This is a genomic window from Janthinobacterium sp. J1-1 (assembly GCF_030944405.1).
Taxonomy (GTDB): domain Bacteria; phylum Pseudomonadota; class Gammaproteobacteria; order Burkholderiales; family Burkholderiaceae_D; genus Janthinobacterium.
This window is the reverse complement of the sequence record NZ_CP132339.1, coordinates 509,060-525,917: the sequence shown is the minus strand read 5'-3', so window position 1 is coordinate 525,917 and position 16,858 is coordinate 509,060. Positions and strand designations below refer to the sequence as shown.

Annotated in this window: 11 protein-coding genes; all 11 read right to left on the bottom strand. The window is 59.9% G+C overall.

Annotation, left to right across the window (positions count from 1 at the left end; all coding sequences use genetic code 11):
* Window positions 1–73 precede the first annotated feature (73 nt).
* A complete protein-coding gene (gene yjfF / locus Q8L25_RS02315) occupies window positions 74–1,042 on the bottom strand; it encodes a galactofuranose ABC transporter, permease protein YjfF (protein ID WP_308923380.1) in 969 nt (322 codons plus the stop codon).
* Window positions 1,039–2,115 carry an ABC transporter permease gene (locus Q8L25_RS02310; RefSeq protein ID WP_308923379.1) on the bottom strand — a complete coding sequence of 359 codons (1,077 nt, stop codon included), beginning with the start codon at window positions 2,113–2,115 and terminating at the stop codon, window positions 1,039–1,041. The genes yjfF and Q8L25_RS02310 overlap by 4 nt, the downstream gene beginning before the upstream one ends.
* The gene (locus Q8L25_RS02305) at window positions 2,112–3,677 is read right to left on the bottom strand and encodes a sugar ABC transporter ATP-binding protein (protein WP_308923378.1); all 1,566 of its coding nucleotides are present in this window, start codon (window positions 3,675–3,677) and stop codon (window positions 2,112–2,114) included. Before Q8L25_RS02305 ends, Q8L25_RS02310 begins: the two co-directional genes overlap by 4 nt.
* An 8-nt stretch (window positions 3,678–3,685) precedes the next feature.
* Window positions 3,686–4,648, bottom strand: a complete 963-nt coding sequence (locus Q8L25_RS02300; RefSeq protein ID WP_308923377.1) for an ABC transporter substrate-binding protein — start codon at window positions 4,646–4,648, stop codon at window positions 3,686–3,688.
* 236 nt (window positions 4,649–4,884) lie between these two features.
* A complete protein-coding gene (locus Q8L25_RS02295) occupies window positions 4,885–5,652 on the bottom strand; it encodes an SDR family oxidoreductase (RefSeq protein WP_308923376.1) in 768 nt (255 codons plus the stop codon).
* Window positions 5,653–5,681: 29 nt separating this feature from the next.
* A complete protein-coding gene (locus Q8L25_RS02290) occupies window positions 5,682–7,259 on the bottom strand; it encodes an aldehyde dehydrogenase (NADP(+)) (RefSeq protein WP_308923375.1) in 1,578 nt (525 codons plus the stop codon).
* On the bottom strand, window positions 7,256–8,248 hold the full coding sequence (araD1, locus tag Q8L25_RS02285; protein WP_308923374.1) for an AraD1 family protein: 993 nt from the start codon (window positions 8,246–8,248) through the stop codon (window positions 7,256–7,258). Before araD1 ends, Q8L25_RS02290 begins: the two co-directional genes overlap by 4 nt.
* Window positions 8,249–8,262: 14 nt before the next feature.
* Entirely contained in the window at window positions 8,263–10,005 is a 1,743-nt protein-coding gene (locus Q8L25_RS02280; protein WP_308923373.1) for an IlvD/Edd family dehydratase, read from the bottom strand.
* Window positions 10,006–10,190: 185 nt separating this feature from the next.
* Complete coding sequence (locus tag Q8L25_RS02275) at window positions 10,191–11,264, bottom strand: aldose epimerase family protein (protein WP_308923372.1); 1,074 nt, start codon at window positions 11,262–11,264, stop codon at window positions 10,191–10,193.
* 571 nt (window positions 11,265–11,835) lie between these two features.
* Entirely contained in the window at window positions 11,836–14,829 is a 2,994-nt protein-coding gene (locus tag Q8L25_RS02270) for a DEAD/DEAH box helicase family protein (RefSeq protein WP_308923371.1), read from the bottom strand.
* 10 nt (window positions 14,830–14,839) lie between these two features.
* Window positions 14,840–16,843: a site-specific DNA-methyltransferase gene (locus tag Q8L25_RS02265; RefSeq protein WP_308923370.1), complete on the bottom strand. Its 2,004-nt coding sequence runs from the start codon at window positions 16,841–16,843 to the stop codon at window positions 14,840–14,842.
* Window positions 16,844–16,858: the final 15 nt, after the last annotated feature.

Here is a 16,858-nt window from a genome sequence, read left to right as displayed (position 1 = left end):
CGCTATAGCTCCGGTACGGTCAAAAAAAAGCCACCGGCGGTGATGCCGATGGCCATATGTAAATCAGCTGCGGTCAGACGGTTTTCTTCTGTCCCATCGCCATCAGGCGCTGCACCACGCAAAACACGAACAGCAGGCCGCCGATGACGATCTTGGTCCACCACGAGCTGAGCGTGCCGTCGAAGGCGATCAGGGTCTGGATGGTGCCCAGCACCAGCACGCCGGACAAGGCGCCGGCCACATAGCCGTAGCCGCCGCTGAGCAGGGTGCCGCCGATGACGACGGCGGCGATCGCGTCCAGTTCCGTGCCCTGCGCATGCAAGCCGTAGCCGGACAGCATGTAGAAGGAAAACAGCACGCCGCCGAGCGAGGCGCAAAAGCCGCTGAAGGCATAGATCAGCACCTTGGTGCGGCCCACTGGCAAGCCCATCATCAGCGCCGACTGCTCATTGCCGCCGATCGCATACACGGCGCGGCCGAACGGCGTGGCGTGCGCCAGCCACACGGCCACCAGCAGAGTGATCACGGCGATCACCACGCCGGGCGAGACAAAGCCGCCGAGGAACTGCAACTGCGTCTGCGACATGGCCACGTACAGCGGGTCGTCGATGGTGATCGAATTGATGCTGATCAGGTAGCACAGCCCGCGTGCCAGGAACATGCCGGCCAGGGTGACGATGAATGGCTGCAGCTTGAAGTAGTGGATAAAGGCGCCCATGCTGGCGCCAAACACGCAGCCCAGCGCCAGCACGGTGGCGATCACCAGCAGCGGCGGCCAGTGCGCCACCTGCAGCAGCCAGGCGGCGATCATGGTCGACAGCGCCAGCACCGAGCCCACCGACAGGTCGATGCCGCCCGAGACGATGACGAAGGTCATGCCGACGGCGATCACCAGCAGAAAGGCGTTATCGATCAGCAGGTTGAAAATCACTTGCGTCGACAGCAGGCCCGGATACAGGGCGCCGCCCAGGCCCAGCATCACCACCAGCAACAGCACGGTGACGAGCGAGGTGAAATAAGGGGTATGCAGCAAGCCCTTCATGCTTTCCTCCGTTGCAGCAATTGCTTGAATTCCGACGATTGCGACATGCAGACGAGGAACACGACCACCGATTTGACCACCATGTTCACTTCCGGCGGCACGCCCAGCGAATAGATGGTGTAGGTGAGGGTCTGGATGATCAGCGCGCCGATCATGCTGCCCACCAGGCTGAACTTGCCGCCGGCCAGGGAGGTGCCGCCCAGCGTCACCGCCAGGATGGCGTCCAGCTCCAGCATCAGGCCGGCGTTATTGGCGTCGGCGCTCTTGATATTGGAGCTGATCATCAGGCCCGACAATCCCGCGCAGGCGGCGCAGAACACGTAGACAAAAAAGATCAGGGTGGCGGTCCTGATGCCGGCCAGGCGCGCGGCCACCGGATTGATGCCGACCGCCTGGATAAACAGGCCCAGCGCGGTCTTTTTCATCAGCAAGGCGGTCATGATGAACACCGCCGCCACCAGGTACAGGGAAAACGGCAGACCGAACAGATAGCCGCTGCCGATAAAGAAGAACGGTTGGTAGTAGACGGTGACGATCTGGCCGTCCGTCAGCAGCTGGGCCAGGCCGCGCCCGGCCACCATCAGGATCAGGGTGGCGACAATCGGCTGCAGGCCCAGGCCGGCGACGAGCACGCCATTCCAGGCGCCGCACAGCAAGGCTGCGCCCAGGGCCGCGGCCAGCGCCCAGCCCATCGGCATATTGCTGACGTAGGTCGGCACGCCGTTGTCCATCACCATGGTGCCGCCGATCAGCATGGCGGCCACGGTGCCCGACAGGGCCACCACGGCGCCGACGGAAATGTCGATGCCGCGCGTGGCGATCACCAGCGTCATGCCCAGCGCCGCCAGCATCAGGGGCGCGGCGCGGTTGATAATGTCGATCACGCTGCCGTACAGATGGCCGTCGCGCACTTCGAGGTGGAAAAAGCCGGGGATGGTGAAAAAGGCCACCAGCAGCAGCAGGACCAGCGCGCCCACCGGGCGGCCGAGCGGATGCGTCAGGACGTTATGCAAAGGGGAACCATCCGTGGTGGAGGCCGGACGCGCGGCGCCGGCCGGTGTGGAGATGCTCATGCGGTTTCTCCCGCAGCGTGGGTGTCGCCGGCGATCACTTGCAGCACCGTGGTGTCGTCGAGTTCGCCACGCGCATATTCGCCGCAGGCTTTGCGGTCGCGCATGACAACGATGCGGTCGCTGCAGCGCAGCACCTCGGGCAGCTCGGACGAGATGAACAGGATCGCCATGCCTTTGCGGCACAGCTTGGTGACATACGTCATGATTTCCTGCTTGGCGCGCACATCGATGCCGCGCGTCGGTTCGTCCAGGATCAGCATTTTTGGATTGGTCACCAGCCAGCGCGCCAGCAGCGCTTTTTGCTGGTTGCCGCCCGACAGGCTGCCGATCGGCGTCTCGATGCTGGCCGTCTTGATGCCCAGCGCCTTCACGTATTCATCGGCCAGCGCCTGCTGGCGCTTGAACGGGATCGCACGCAGCAAGCCCGTGCGTGCCTGCAAGGCCAGGATAATGTTTTCGCGCACCGACAGCGACAGAATGGCGCCCTCGTGCTTGCGGTCTTCCGAGCAGAAGCCGATGTCGGCGCCGATGGCGTCGCGCGGCACGGCAAAGTGCTTCTCCTTGCCATTGATGCGGATGCTGCCCGTATCGGCCTTGTCGGCGCCAAACAGCAGCCGCGCCAGTTCGGTGCGGCCCGAGCCCAGCAAGCCGGCCAGGCCCAGCAGTTCGCCCTGGCGGATACGAAAATCCATCGGCGCCAGCGCACCCTTGCGGCCCAGGCCCTGCGCTTCGACCACATTCGGGCCAAAGGTGGCGGCGCCATCGTGCAGCGGTTCGTCGGCCAGCGCCTGCGTATCGGCCGCCACGCCGATCATCTTGTTGACCAGCGCCAGGCGCGACAGTTCGCTACACGGGTATTCGCCTTCGCGCTCGCCGTTGCGCATCACCGTGATGCGGTCGGAAATGGCATAGGTCTGCTCGAGGAAATGGGTGACGAACAGGATGGCCATGCCCTGCTCGCGCAAGCGGCGCAGCACGGAAAACAGCAGGTTGACTTCCGCCTCGTCGAGGCTGGAGGTCGGTTCGTCGAGGATCAGCACGCGCGCCGAAATATTCAGGGCGCGCGAAATGGCCACCATCTGCTGGATCGCCAGCGGATAAGCAGATAGTTGTGCCGTGACATCGATATCGATCTGCAATTGCTGCAGCAAGGCACGCGCCTGCTGCTGCATGGAACGCCAGTCTATCGGGCCAAAGCGCGCTCCGAAGCGGCGCGGATAGCGGCCGATAAAGATGTTTTCAGCCACCGACAGGTTCGGGCACAGATTGACTTCCTGATACACGGTGCTGATGCCCAGCGCCTGGGCGTCCGAGGTCGAGGCCGGCGCGATGGGTTGGCCATCCAGCATGATTTCTCCGCTGTCGGGCGTGTAGACGCCCGTCAGCACCTTGATCAGGGTCGACTTCCCGGCGCCGTTCTGCCCCATCAAGGTATGCACTTCGCCCGGATACAGGCGCAGTGCGACATTGCTGAGGGCTTTGACGCCGGGAAATGACTTGCTGATGCCGCGCAGTTCCAGCAACGGCACTGGCGCGGCGTCATGATTCACTTGCGTAGTCATCGGCAAGCTTAGTATTTACGGTTAGGAAATTCCTTGGCGGCCACTTCGGCGGGGAACACGCCTTCCACCGTCGTGATGCGTTTCGGCACCGGTTTGCCGGCCACCACATCGCGCGCGATCGACATCAGTTGCGGGCCCAGCAGCGGGCTGCACTCGACAGTCACGTTCAGCTTGCCGGCGATCATCGCTTCGAACGCGCCTTTGACGCCATCGATCGAAATAATGATGATGTCCTTGCCCGGTTTCATGCCCGCTTCTTCGATGGCCTGGATGGCGCCGATCGCCATGTCGTCATTGTGCGCGTACAGCACGTTGATCTTCTTGCCTTCGGCCTTCAGGAACGCTTCCATCACTTCCTTGCCCTTGGCGCGCGTAAAGTCGCCCGTTTGCGAACGGATGATCTTCATGTTCGGATTCTTGCCGATCACTTCCGCAAAGCCCGCCTTGCGGTCGATGGCCGGCGCCGAACCGACCGTGCCTTGCAATTCGACGATGTTCAGTTGCGCGTCCGGGGTTTTCTTGGCGTGCTCGAGCAGCCACTGGCCGGCGCGGCGGCCTTCTTCCACGAAGTCCGAACCGATAAAGGTGACATACAGCGATTTGTCGGTGACATTGACGGCGCGGTCGGTCAGGATGACGGGAATCTTGGCGGCCTTGGCTTCACGCAGCACGGTATCCCAGCCCGATTCGACGACCGGCGAAAACGCGATCACGTCGACTTTCTGGGCAATGAACGAGCGCAGAGCCTTGACCTGGTTTTCCTGTTTTTGCTGGGCATCGGCAAATTTCAGGGTGACGCCATCTTTCTTGGCCGCATCCTTGATCGACACGGTATTGGCGGTACGCCATTCGCTTTCGGCGCCCACTTGCGAGAAACCCATCACCAGCGGCTTGGCGGCAAAGGCGGACGTCGTGCTGGACAGGGCAAGCAGGATGGCGCTGGCGAGCAGTGTGCGGCGTGTCAATTTCATTGTAGTCTCCATTATTATCGGAATACCAACACAGCGGGATGCCGGCTGGGCGTTTTTTTATGAACCCATGGTAGGAGAAAGCAACATAGCCATCCAATCAATTCTTTTTCGCTTGTGATATCGATTTATATATCGGTATCGAAAATACAAAGTCCTGTCCGGGGTAAACGAAAAAAAGCTCCTGCGGCGCGAGGCCGGCAGGAGCGAACGTTTGCTGCGGGGGATTAAAAAAGAACTTACACCCAGCCGGCGTCGACGATGAATTCCTGCGACGAGCACATCGCGCCATCGTCGGCGGCCAGGAACAGCACCATGGCCGAGATATCCTGCGGCATCAATTTACTGGGCAAGCACTGGCTTTTCCTGATTTCCAGCTCGGCCGCGTCGTCGACCCACAGGTCGATCTGGCGCTGCGTCATGACCCAGCCGGGGGTGACGGTATTGACGCGGATATGGTGCGCGCCATAGTCGCGCGCGAGTCCCCGCGTCAGGCCCACCACGGCCGCCTTGGTGGTGGCATAGACGGGATAGCCGCCCGACTTCATGTGCCAGGAAATCGAGCTGACATTGATGATGGAGCCGCCGCCCCGGCGCTTCATGCCTTCGAACACGGCCTGGCAGGTAAAGAACATCGGGCGCTGGTTGATCGCGATGCGTTCGTTCCAGTATTCCAGGGTGACGTCCTCGGCCTGGTGGCGCTGGTCGTTGGCGGCATTGTTGACCAGCACGTCGAAGTCGCCGATCTCGGCCACAAAGCCGGCCATCACGGCCTGCAAGGCGGGAATGTCCGTGATGTCGCAGTGGCGAAACAGCGGCGCGGGCAAACCAGCCTCTGCCAGGCGGCGGCACAGGGCCTCGCTGGCATCACGGGCGATATCGACAAACGCCACCTGCGCACCCTGGGCGGCAAACTCCTCCACCATCGATTCGCCGATGCCGCTGCCGCCACCCGTAATGAATACGCGCTTGCCGCGCAGGCTGTCATACCTTGCCAACTGCTTCATCTGTTCTCCACTGTTTTACCGATTGACGCTTATTCTTTGCCCAATACACCGTCTTTACGGCGCCAGATGCCCAGCGGATTGCCGTCACGCAGCGATTCCGGCAGCAGGTCCTGCAGCAGGTTCTGGTACGACACCGGACGCAGGAAGCGGTTGATCGCGGCCGTGCCGACCGAGGTGCTGCGGCCGTCCGAGGTGGCCGGGAACGGGCCGCCGTGCACCATCGCGGTCGACACTTCCACGCCGGTCGGGAAACCGTTGGCCAGGATGCGGCCCACGCGACGTTCCAGCGCCGGCAGCAGACGGCGTGCGTCTTCCAGGTCGCCCTGGTCCATTTGCAGGGTGGCCGTCAGCTGGCCTTCCAAGCTTTCCGTGATCTCGACCAGTTGCGCGATATCGCGGCAGGCCACCAGCAGCGAGACGGGGCCGAACACTTCGTCGCGCAGGTCGTGCTTGGCCAAAAACGCCTCGCCCGAAGTGACGAACAGGGCGGCGGCGCCCTTGCCTTCTTCGCCCGCGTTCTGCACCAGCGGTTTCACGTCGGCATGCTGCGCCAGGGCTTCCACGCCCTTCACGTAACTGCTGGCGATGCCGGCCGTCAGCATGGTGGCGGCTGGCGCTGGCGCCAGCGCTTCGGCGGCGGCGGCGGCAAAAGCCGTGAATTCAGGACCTTCCAGACCCAGCACCAGGCCGGGATTGGTGCAGAACTGGCCCACGCCCATCGTCAGCGAACCGGCAAAACCGGCGGCGATCGCGGCGCCACGGGCGACCAGCGCCTGCGGCAGCACGAACACCGGGTTGATGCTGCTCATTTCTGCGTAGACAGGAATCGGTTGCGGACGGCTGGCCGCCACTTTCATCAGCGCCAGGCCACCCACGCGCGAACCCGTGAAACCGACGGCCTGGATGGCGGGATGGGCCACCAGGTCCTGGCCGAGATCGTTGCCGATGCCGGTCAGCAGGGAGAATACGCCGGCTGGCAGCTTGGCGATCTCGACCGCCTTGACGATGGCGCGCGCCACCAGTTCCGAGGTGCCAGGGTGGGCCGGGTGGGCTTTGAGCACTACCGGGCAACCGGCGGCCAGGGCCGAGGCGGTATCGCCGCCGGCGACCGAAAAGGCCAGCGGGAAGTTGCTGGCGCCGAATACGGCCACCGGACCCAGGCCGATCATGCGCAGGCGCAGGTCAGGGCGTGGCGGGGTGCGTTCCGGCAAGGCGGTATCGAGGCGGGCGTCGGTCCAGGAACCTTCGCGCAGCAGGCCGGCGAACAGTTTCAGCTGGCCCACGGTACGGCCACGTTCGCCTTCCAGGCGCACGCGCGGCAGGCCGCTTTCGGTCATGGCGCGCACGATCAGGTCGTCGCCGATGGCCAGGATCTGCTCGGCGATGGTGTCGAGGAAGTCGGCGCGCTCGGCGTCGCTGGTGGCGCGGTAGGTGTCGAAGGCGGCTTCTGCCAGGCGGCAGGCTTCATCGATCTGGGCCGCGTCGACGGTCTGGAACGACGGCGCGACATGCGCGCGCGCGGCCGGGTCCCATGCTTCGAAGGACGCGCCGTTGGCTTTGACGGCGACGCCGCCGATCAGGGCTTCGCCCGTGATATTGAAACTCATAATGTGCTCACTTTCGCAAATTCGGTAGGGAAGATTTCGAGGCGGTTCGACAGCGCAGGGCCAAAGGCCGGTGCCTCGACTTCAAACGTTTCGCCCGGCGCAACACTGACGCCATCGGCAAAGCTCAAGGTGGCCGTGCCGAAGAAGTGTACATGCACATCGCCTGGGCGTTTGAACAGCGGATATTTGAAATGGTGGTGTTCCAGGTTGGCGATCGTGTGCGACATATTGGTTTCGCCGCTGACAAAGGCCTTTTCCCAGCGCACCTTGCCGGCAGCGTCCAGCACGCGCGAGGTGCCGTCGATATGCTCGGGCAACTCACCGACCAGCAGGGCCGGGCCGACGCTGCACATGCGCAGTTTCGAGTGGGCCAGGTACAGATAATTCTGGCGTTCGGTCACATGATCCGAAAATTCATTGCCGATGGCGTAGCCGACGCGATACGGCTGGCCGTCGTCGCCGATCACGTACAGGCCGGCAATTTCCGGCTCTTCGCCGCCGTCCAGCGCAAAGTCGGGCATGCCCAGCGGCTGGCCGCCGGCGCGCACGATCGAGCCGTCGCCTTTATAGAACCATTCGGGCTGGGCGCCGGCCGTGCCGTCGGCAGGCTTGCCGCCTTCGACGCCCAGGCGGAACATCTTCATCGAGTCGCTCAAGGACTCGGCGTCGCCGCCGATCTTCTTGTGCATGGCGTCACGCGCGCCGGCGCTGCCCAGGTGGGTCAGGCCCGTGCCCGTCACGTAGCAGTGGGCTTCATCAAAGTGATCGAGCGGCGGCAAGACGCGGCCAGCCGCGGCAACTTCCGCATAGGAATGCGTGATGCTGCCAACGCTGGCATTGACCAGTTCGGCGATGCCGGTCTTTTGAGCAATCGCCGCGCGCGCCAGCGCATAGGTCGTGTCGTAGCCGTCGATGACGCGGATACTGTCGTCTTGCAGCAGGCCAACTTGGCGGCCACCGTTTTCGTTCTTGAATTGAATCAGCAACATGTCAGTTCTCTCGCTTAGTGTGAATGGCGTGGCACGGCGGAACCGCGCGGGCCGACCAGGAAGTCGAAGTCGCAGCCTTCATCGGCCTGCAGCACGTGTTCGATATACAGCTGCTGGTAGCCGGTCTTCGGACCCGGCGCGCTGCCGCGCACGCGCACCGCCTGGCGCGCCGCCATTTCTTCATCGGTAATGTCCAGGTTCAGCAGGCCACCGGCGCAGTCCAGGGTGATCCAGTCGCCATCCTGCACGATGCCCAGCGGGCCACCGGCCATCGCTTCGGGCGCCACGTGCAGCACCACGGTGCCGTAGGCGGTACCGCTCATGCGCGCGTCCGAAATGCGCACCATGTCCTTCACGCCGGCGGCCAGCAGCTTCGGCGGCAGGCCCATATTGCCCACTTCGGCCATGCCCGGATAGCCTTTCGGGCCGCAGTTCTTCATCACCAGCACCGAGTCCTTGTCCACTTCCAGGTCCGGGTCCATGATGCGCGACTTGTAGTGCTCGAAGTCTTCGAAGACGACGGCCTTGCCGCGGTGCTGCATCAGCGCCGGCGTGGCGGCCGACGGTTTGAGCACGGCGCCGCGTGGCGCCAGGTTGCCGCGCAGAATGCAGATGCCGCCGTCTTTCAGCAGAGGGTTGTCCAGGGTGCGCACCACTTCGTCGTCATAGATCGGCGCATCCTTGCAGTTTTCCCACAGCGACTTGCCGTTGACGGTCAGCGCGTCCGGGTTCGGCAACAGATTGCCATCGCCCATGCGGCGGATCACGGCCGGCAAGCCGCCCGCGTAATAAAACTCTTCCATCAGGAAGCGGCCCGATGGCAGCAGGTCGACGATGGTCGGCATGCCACGGCCCACGCGGGTCCAGTCTTCCAGTTCCAGGTCGACGCCGATACGGCCGGCAATCGCTTTCAGGTGGATCACGGCATTGGTCGAACCGCCGATGGCGGCGTTGACGCGAATCGCGTTTTCGAAATTTTCCTTGGTCAGGATTTTCGACAGTTTCAGGTCTTCGCGCACCATTTCGACGATGCGGATGCCCGACATATGCGCCAGCACATAGCGGCGCGCGTCCACCGCGGGAATCGCCGCATTGTGCGGCAGCGAGGTGCCCAGCGACTCGGCCATGCAGGCCATGGTCGAGGCCGTACCCATGGTGTTGCAGGTACCGGCCGAACGCGAGTGGCCCGCTTCGGCGGCCAGGAATTCGTGCATGGAAATTTCGCCGCCCTTGACCTGCTCGTGCAACTGCCACACGGCCGTGCCGGAACCGATGTTCTTGCCATTGAGTTTACCGTTCAGCATCGGGCCGCCAGTCACCACGATGGTCGGGATATCGACGGAAGCGGCGCCCATCAGCAGCGCAGGCGTCGTCTTGTCGCAGCCGACCAGCAGCACCACGCCGTCCATCGGATTGCCGCGGATCGACTCTTCGACGTCGATTGACGCCAGGTTACGCGTCAGCATGGCGGTCGGGCGCAGATTCGATTCGCCGTTCGAGAACACGGGGAATTCGACCGGAAAACCGCCCGCCTCCAGGATGCCGCGCTTGACGTGCTCGGCCAGCTTGCGGAAGTGCGCATTGCACGGCGTCAGTTCGGACCAGGTATTGCAGATGCCGATGATCGGTTTGCCCTGGAATTCATGGTCGGGAATGCCCTGGTTTTTCATCCAGCTGCGATACATGAAACCGTTCTTGTCCTGGGAACCGAACCACTCGGCCGAGCGCAGGGTTACCTTCTTTTTTGTGTCAGACATGCCATTCTCCTGTGTGTGCCATGCCCGACAATCCAGCGCCCCGGGCAGCGATGTGGCGATACTAAAGAAAGGCGCCATGCCTTTCCAATCAATTTTTATAGCGTTTCGATACCGAAATGAATATCGACAGTGGCAACAATCACGCCCTGCAAGCAGGGCGTGACAGCAGGGATGGGAATGGGGGCTTACTCCGCTGAAAAGCGGTAGACCGTGGCGGAGCGGTATTCCTGGCCCGGCCGCAGGATGCAGCTGGGGAAGTGCGGGTGGTTGGGGCTATCGGGAAAATGCTGGGTTTCCAGGCAAAAAGCGCTGCGCTGGCCGTGGGCGCGGCCCTTGCCCGGCTGGCTGCCGTCGAGGAAGTTTCCCGAGTAAAACTGCACACCCGGCTCTTCTGTATACACCTGCATCACGCGCCCCGACTGCGGCTCGCGGACAAGTGCCGCCAGGTTCAATGCCTGCCCTGCCTGTTTATTGAGCACGAAGTTGTGGTCATAGCCGCGCCCGATGCCGATCTGTGGGTGATCAAAGGCAATCCCGGCGCCGATCGCGGTCGGCGTGCGCAGGTCGAACGGCGTGCCGGCCACATCGGCCAGTTCGCCGGTGGGTATCGAACCGGCGTCCACCGGCGTGTAGCGGTCCGCATGGATGACGATCTCGTGCGCCAGCATATCGCCCTGCCCCGCCAGGTTGAAATAGCTGTGGTTGGTGAGATTGACGGGCGTGGCCTGGTCGGTCACGGCGTGATAGCGCAGGCTCAAGGCATTGTCATTGTTCAGCTCATACACCAGCGTGACATCGAGCTTGCCCGGATAACCATCTTCGCCATCGGGGCTGCTGCGCGTAAAGCTAATGCCCACCGCATCGTCCGTTTTAAACGGCGCCGCCTGCCACAACACCTGGTGAAAACCTTGTTCGCCGCCATGCAAATGATTCGGCGCATTGTTGATCGCCAGCTGATAACTCTTGCCATCGAGGCTGAACTGCCCCTTGGCAATCCGGTTGCCAAAGCGCCCGATTACCGCCCCCAGGAAGGCCGAGTTGGCCAGATACGGTTCGATATGGTCAAAACCCAGCACCACATCGGCCAGCACGCCGTTGCGATCCGGCACATGGACTTCGCTGATGATGGCGCCGAAGTCCAGCACCTTGACTTGCATGCCGTGGCGGTTGGCGAGCGTATGGGCGGTCACGGGAGAGCCATCGGGCAGGTTGCCGAAAGGCGCGGAGGTCACGGAAAGAACAGCAGCGTCAGTGTGCATGGAGGTGTCGTCTCGGTATGTTTTTTATCGGTCGATCAAGCGCATGCCATATAGAAAGTCGTGCGCGTGCCTGCGTTGATCTTAGGGGGTCAACGAAAGCCGCGCCAATCATTTTTTGCAGCGCTTCGATACCGGTTTGGATATGCTCGCCTGCAATGCCGCAAGCCAGGCGCTGCGCGACATTGCAAAAGCACAAGCAGCCAGCACAGCTTTAGGCGCACTGAGGCTGGCGCAACAACTGCCATTCAAGCAAAAAACAGGAAGGAAACTTGGTGCGGCTGGCGGGGATCGAACCCACGACCCTTGGCTTCGGAGGCTCGTTAGACGACTACGAAAACTGGCTTATTTTACTGTAACTCCTTGAATTTACATCATATTCCCACTTGCAGAATTAGGCAAGCGAAGGAAAGTTTGGGAAGAAAATCGGGGATAATTTTCCCCAAGATTTTTCCCAAGCTCATCGCTGTCATCCAGTCGCATGCCCAGGAAAACGTGCAGTGACTAGCATGCTAAGGACGTCTCGAGAATACAAGTATCTCTCGTAGCAATCCATTAGCAAAATATGCCAATCTCACTCAATCGTCTTGAGCACATCGCTAAAAGACGTAGCCACAAGGTAGCGGGCTGGGTTCGCGCCCCCCTCCAACGCCGCGAAATGCGCCTTGCCGCATTCGATCTTGGCATCTTCCTTGCTGCGCAGGTCGTCGGTGAACAGGCTGCTCTTGGTCTCGACGACGAAATACAAACGCTGCGTGCCATCGTGGTCGAACAAGATAGCCCAGTCCGGGTTGTAAGGCCCTAGTGGCGTGGGCACCTTGAACCAGCTCGGCAGCTTCGCATATAGCACTACGCCATCGTTCTTCTCCAGGGCATCGGCAAAGTCGCGCTCGATATCCGAGTCGTAAATAACGTGCTCATAGATCGACCGCTTGGTATCCAGCAGCATGTTACGCAGATAGCCGGTTAACTCATCCTTAGCGAACAGCTCCTGGGCATAGAAATGCTCGTCTCCAATTTTCTGGTACTTGATGCCATCTACCAGAGCGAGGCGCTTGCAACGGTTGATGACCTCGGCCGTCTGCTCGATGAACTGCTGCGGGTTGCGCTTAAAGTCGTCCAACCGACCACTGCCGGTCAGGATGGCAATGATGCTGCGACGCGTGAGCTGGGTGCGATCCTGCAAATCAGTCAGCAAATCTGGCAACTCGATGTCGCCCTCTTCTAGCACCACGGTCGCGGCGCCTTCCTTCTCAGTAGCCAGTACGCCCGCCTGGCCAATAGAAATGTCGGCCTTGCGCCACTGCAGCCGCGCCTTGGCTATGACCGGGGCCTTCTTCAGCTCGGCGGTGCAGTCTTGCAGCAACTTGGCATTGTCAAACTGAACTCGGTAGGTGGTCTGGTGCTTGATGCGGTTCCACAGCGCCTTGAAATCATCCGACAGATAGACGGCCTTGCCGTCTTTGTCCTTGCGCAACGGAGCAGCCTTGCGCTCATCGGCGTTCTTAATTTCGAGCCGGCCCGACACCTTGCGCAGCACTTCGGCGATCTGGCCGCGCTGCACCTCAACCGCTTCGGGCAACACCAAGGTGCCGTCCTTCAGGGCCAGCTTCAGCGATTGCTGTACCTTACCTCTGGCATCGACGTACCCCGTCGCCTTCAAGTGCTCCCATAAGGCTTTTGACTGATCCACACCAAACGGGGAGAGCGTGCCATCGGCCCCCTTGATGGCGATGCCTGCGAACTGGTGCTGTTCCAGAATGCCGAACCGGATGCCCGTGTCGACCTCGATCTCCTTTTGCAAGTTCTCGGCGAACTGCTCGTAGGACTCGGTGGCGATGACGGTCAACCGATTGACCTCGAAACCGCGCACCCGTTCGCCATATTGATTCACGCACAGCCGCAGACCCCGGCCGATTGTCTGCCGGCGCTCGCGCTCAGTGCCCATTTCCCGCAGCGTGCAAATCTGGAAGACGTTGGGGTTGTCCCAACCCTCCTTCAATGCCGAATGCGAAAAGATAAATTTAAGCGGCGTATCGAAGGCAAGCAGCTTTTCCTTCTCCTTCATGATGAGGGTGTAGGCTCGCTCAGCGTTCTCGCGGTTGCCGACGTTGTTCTCGGTGGTGTCCGACCAAACTCCTTTCTTATCCTTAGAGAAGTAACCATCGTGCACTTCTTCTGCGGCGCTGGCTAAGTCGATTTCGGCGAACATGCTCTGGTAGGCAGGCAGCTTCGCAGCACGTCGGTACTCTTCCTCGAAGATGTGAGCGTAGTCACCTTTCACTGGGTTGCCATCAGCGTCGTACTGGCGGTATCGCCCCACTGCGTCGATAAAAAACAACGATAGTACTTTGATCCCCATAGGTCGAAGTACCTTCTCTTTTTCAAGGTGTTCACGGATGGTGCGGCGAATCATCTCGCGCTGCACCGCCAGGCCATCAACATCGCCGTAGGCCTGGCCCACGGAGAGGAAGGCTTCGCCACCGGGGTAGCGCAGCTCCAGGAACTCTTTGCCCTTGGCAGTGCTAATTTCGCCTACGCGGAAGTCAGAGTAGATGTCTCGCTTGGCGGTCTGCTGCAGATCATCGCCGTCGCAGACAGTCATCTCCTGACGCTTTACGCCCGTGGCGGTCTTGACATCCAGCTCGACCTTTGCACTGATGCTTCCGCTCTTGTTGTTGACTGAAGCCAGCCGTACGAAGGCCTTATTGTGCGCGCCCTCGATAGTGGCCGCTGCCACTTCGATCTGCTTGACTAGCTTGCGCTCGTAAGCGTCTAGCGCATCGAGCCGGAACACCATGTGGTGCTTGTTGGCGTGGGTAGCCGAATAGCGTAGCGTGCATAGGGGGTTCATAGCGTCCAGGGCAGTCTTGCCAGCGCCATTTAAGCCACCGTCCACACTCTGTGGCTCATCCACGATAACGATAGGTCGCGTAGCCCTGATGAGGTCGATAGGCTTGCTGTCGCCGGTCTTCTCGCTGTCCTTGTAGAGATTGTTCACATCTTTTTTGTTGATGGCACCAACCGTAACAACCATCACCTGAATCGTGGAGTTGGTGGCGAAGTTACGCACCTGACCCAGCTTGCTGGAGTCGTAGAGGAAGAAGTCCACAGGTACGCCGGCATAAATTCCCTTGAAGTGGTCTTCCGTGATCTGCAGCGACTTGTAGACGCCTTCCTTGATAGCAACCGAGGGCACCACGATGACGAACTTGGTAAAGCCGTACCGCTTGTTCAGCTCGAGAATCGTGCGTAAGTAGACATAGGTCTTGCCGGTGCCGGTTTCCATTTCGACGGTGAAGTCGCCCGAGGCCAGTACGCCGGAAGGTGCAAGGCCCCCGCGCAACTGGACATCACGCAGGTTCTGAAGAAGTTGGTCGTCCAGCAGCGTCAGGCGGTTGCCAACGCCGAGATCGGTATCGGCCACGCCCAGTGTCAATTGCTGGTCAGGTAGCTTCATCGTCACTGTAAATTCCGTGCGGCAGGACTCTTGACCGCGAAATAGGTCACAGACTGCCTCAATGGCCTGAAGCTGATAGTCGAGGTTCGCCTCAAAGTGAAGTTTCATTAGCGGCCCTTCAAAGACTGCGAACGGTCTGGATACCGTTCTGCGCCAGGATCGCCGCAAGATTGGTCTTGGCAACGTCATCGGCAAATGCACTGTCGCGGAACACGCAGGTCGTGTCGCCAGCTGGCATGACTTCTTTGTGAAAATCAATAATGCCTTGGGCCAATGGCTCAATGTCCCCGGCTGCAATTGTCGTAGACAAGCAGGCGATGAGAACGCCGCCGCCAACTGAATGCAGTTTCTTGCCCGCTACCACCCTCTGAGTAATTGGCACGCAAAGATCCAGTCCCAGCTTAATTAACAACTCGTACAGGACATCGTCCTCAGATCGACCAACTACGATGCTATCTTGATGGTCGAACAGCGACCGCTCAAGATCGACGGGCGCGGGATTCCAGGCTCTGATATTTGAATAGTCGAGCTTAAAGACTCGAAAGCCAAAATCGAGCATAAGCAAAGGGGCCGAGAGCTGGATGTTCTTCCCGGCTCGACGCAAGCGTTCCTTAGTTATTTCAGCAAGATTTCTTGGGGCGCCCAAAGCATCACAGAGCTGAACGGCTGCCTTCTGATCCTTATCTGAGTCATTCAGCGGTTCAGGTAGTTGGACCAGAATAAACTTACGATGAACAGAATCTTTGGCGTTCAATTTCCATACCGCTTTAGCCGTCGCCCCAGAGCCAGCAAAAAAATCGACAATGAGATCACCAGAATCCTTCAACAGAAATGGCAAAAATGCCTCATATAGTCGAACAGGCTTCGGGTTGGTAAAAACCTTTCCTTCTTTGGGGAAGTCTTCCTTGAGATCATACGCACCCAGCCTGCCGTCCAACTCCAACAGGCTGGAGAGCTTTTCCTTAAACTCCGATGCATATACCTTTAGTTCAATAATTTTAGAATGGTCCTCTCCGAATAATATGCGGCGGGCAGCCAGCAGCTCATCCATCGTTTTCTTCGGGAAACGATACCCCATCAAAGGTTGTTTACAAGGAAGTTTAGTGCCGGGGTGAATGACATCGTAACGATACCCTTCCCTTCCTGGGTTATGGACGCTTTGACTTCCGGTATACACGCCACCTTCATCTATATACTTGTATCGATCAAGTGGCCATAGTTCCGCCTTGTGTTCGCGGAACCACTCATCGTACGCATCTCGAAGAGCCTGGTCTTTGTACTTTTTTGATAGCGTTTCGCCGATCTGGATTAGCACATCCTTTACGTCAGAAATCGAGGATTTCCATTCGGAATCTATCTCGTCTTTCTTCTTTGCCACAACCAGCAGGTACTCATGCTCGGTGGCCACGTTTGTTGGATTATTGTCAGTGGCATTTTTCCAAACGATTGTACCAACAATATTTTCCTCTCCAAATATGTCGCAGCAAATTAGACGAAGAGAGGAGTATTCCCGTTCGTCGACCGAGATGAATATCACGCCGTTATCCCTAAGCAACCCCCGCGCGAGCTTCAGCCGCGGATAGATCATACTTAGCCAATCGGTGTGAAAGCGACCGCTTGCATCCGTGTTGCTGCTAACTTTTTTTCCGCCTTCCGCCTGACCAGTCAGCTCCAAATAATTCTTAATATTGTCATGAAAATTATCGGGGTAGACGAAGTCCTTGCCAGTGTTATATGGTGGATCGATGTAGATTAGCTTAACTTTGTTCGCATAGCTCTTCTGCAGCAACTTGAGCACTTCTAGGTTATCACCCTCAATCATCACATTTCGGGTGTTATCCCATTCAACACTTTCTTCTGGGTGGGGGCGCAGCGTGCCGTTGCTGGGCGTAAGTGCCAGTTGACGCGCCCGGCGTTTACCGTGCCAATTCAGGCCGTACTTCTCTTCGGCATCTGTAGCTGTCTGGTCACCCACCAAAGCCTTAAGCACATCCACGTTGACAGCCACACCATCTGCTCCCTCGGTGATTAGCTCGGGGAACAGGGCCTTGAGTTGTTCGATGTTGCCCGCCACCAAGTCAGCTGACTTGGCAGCCGGTTGGGTTGCTTCTATTTTTTGCATCTGGATCTCCGTCAT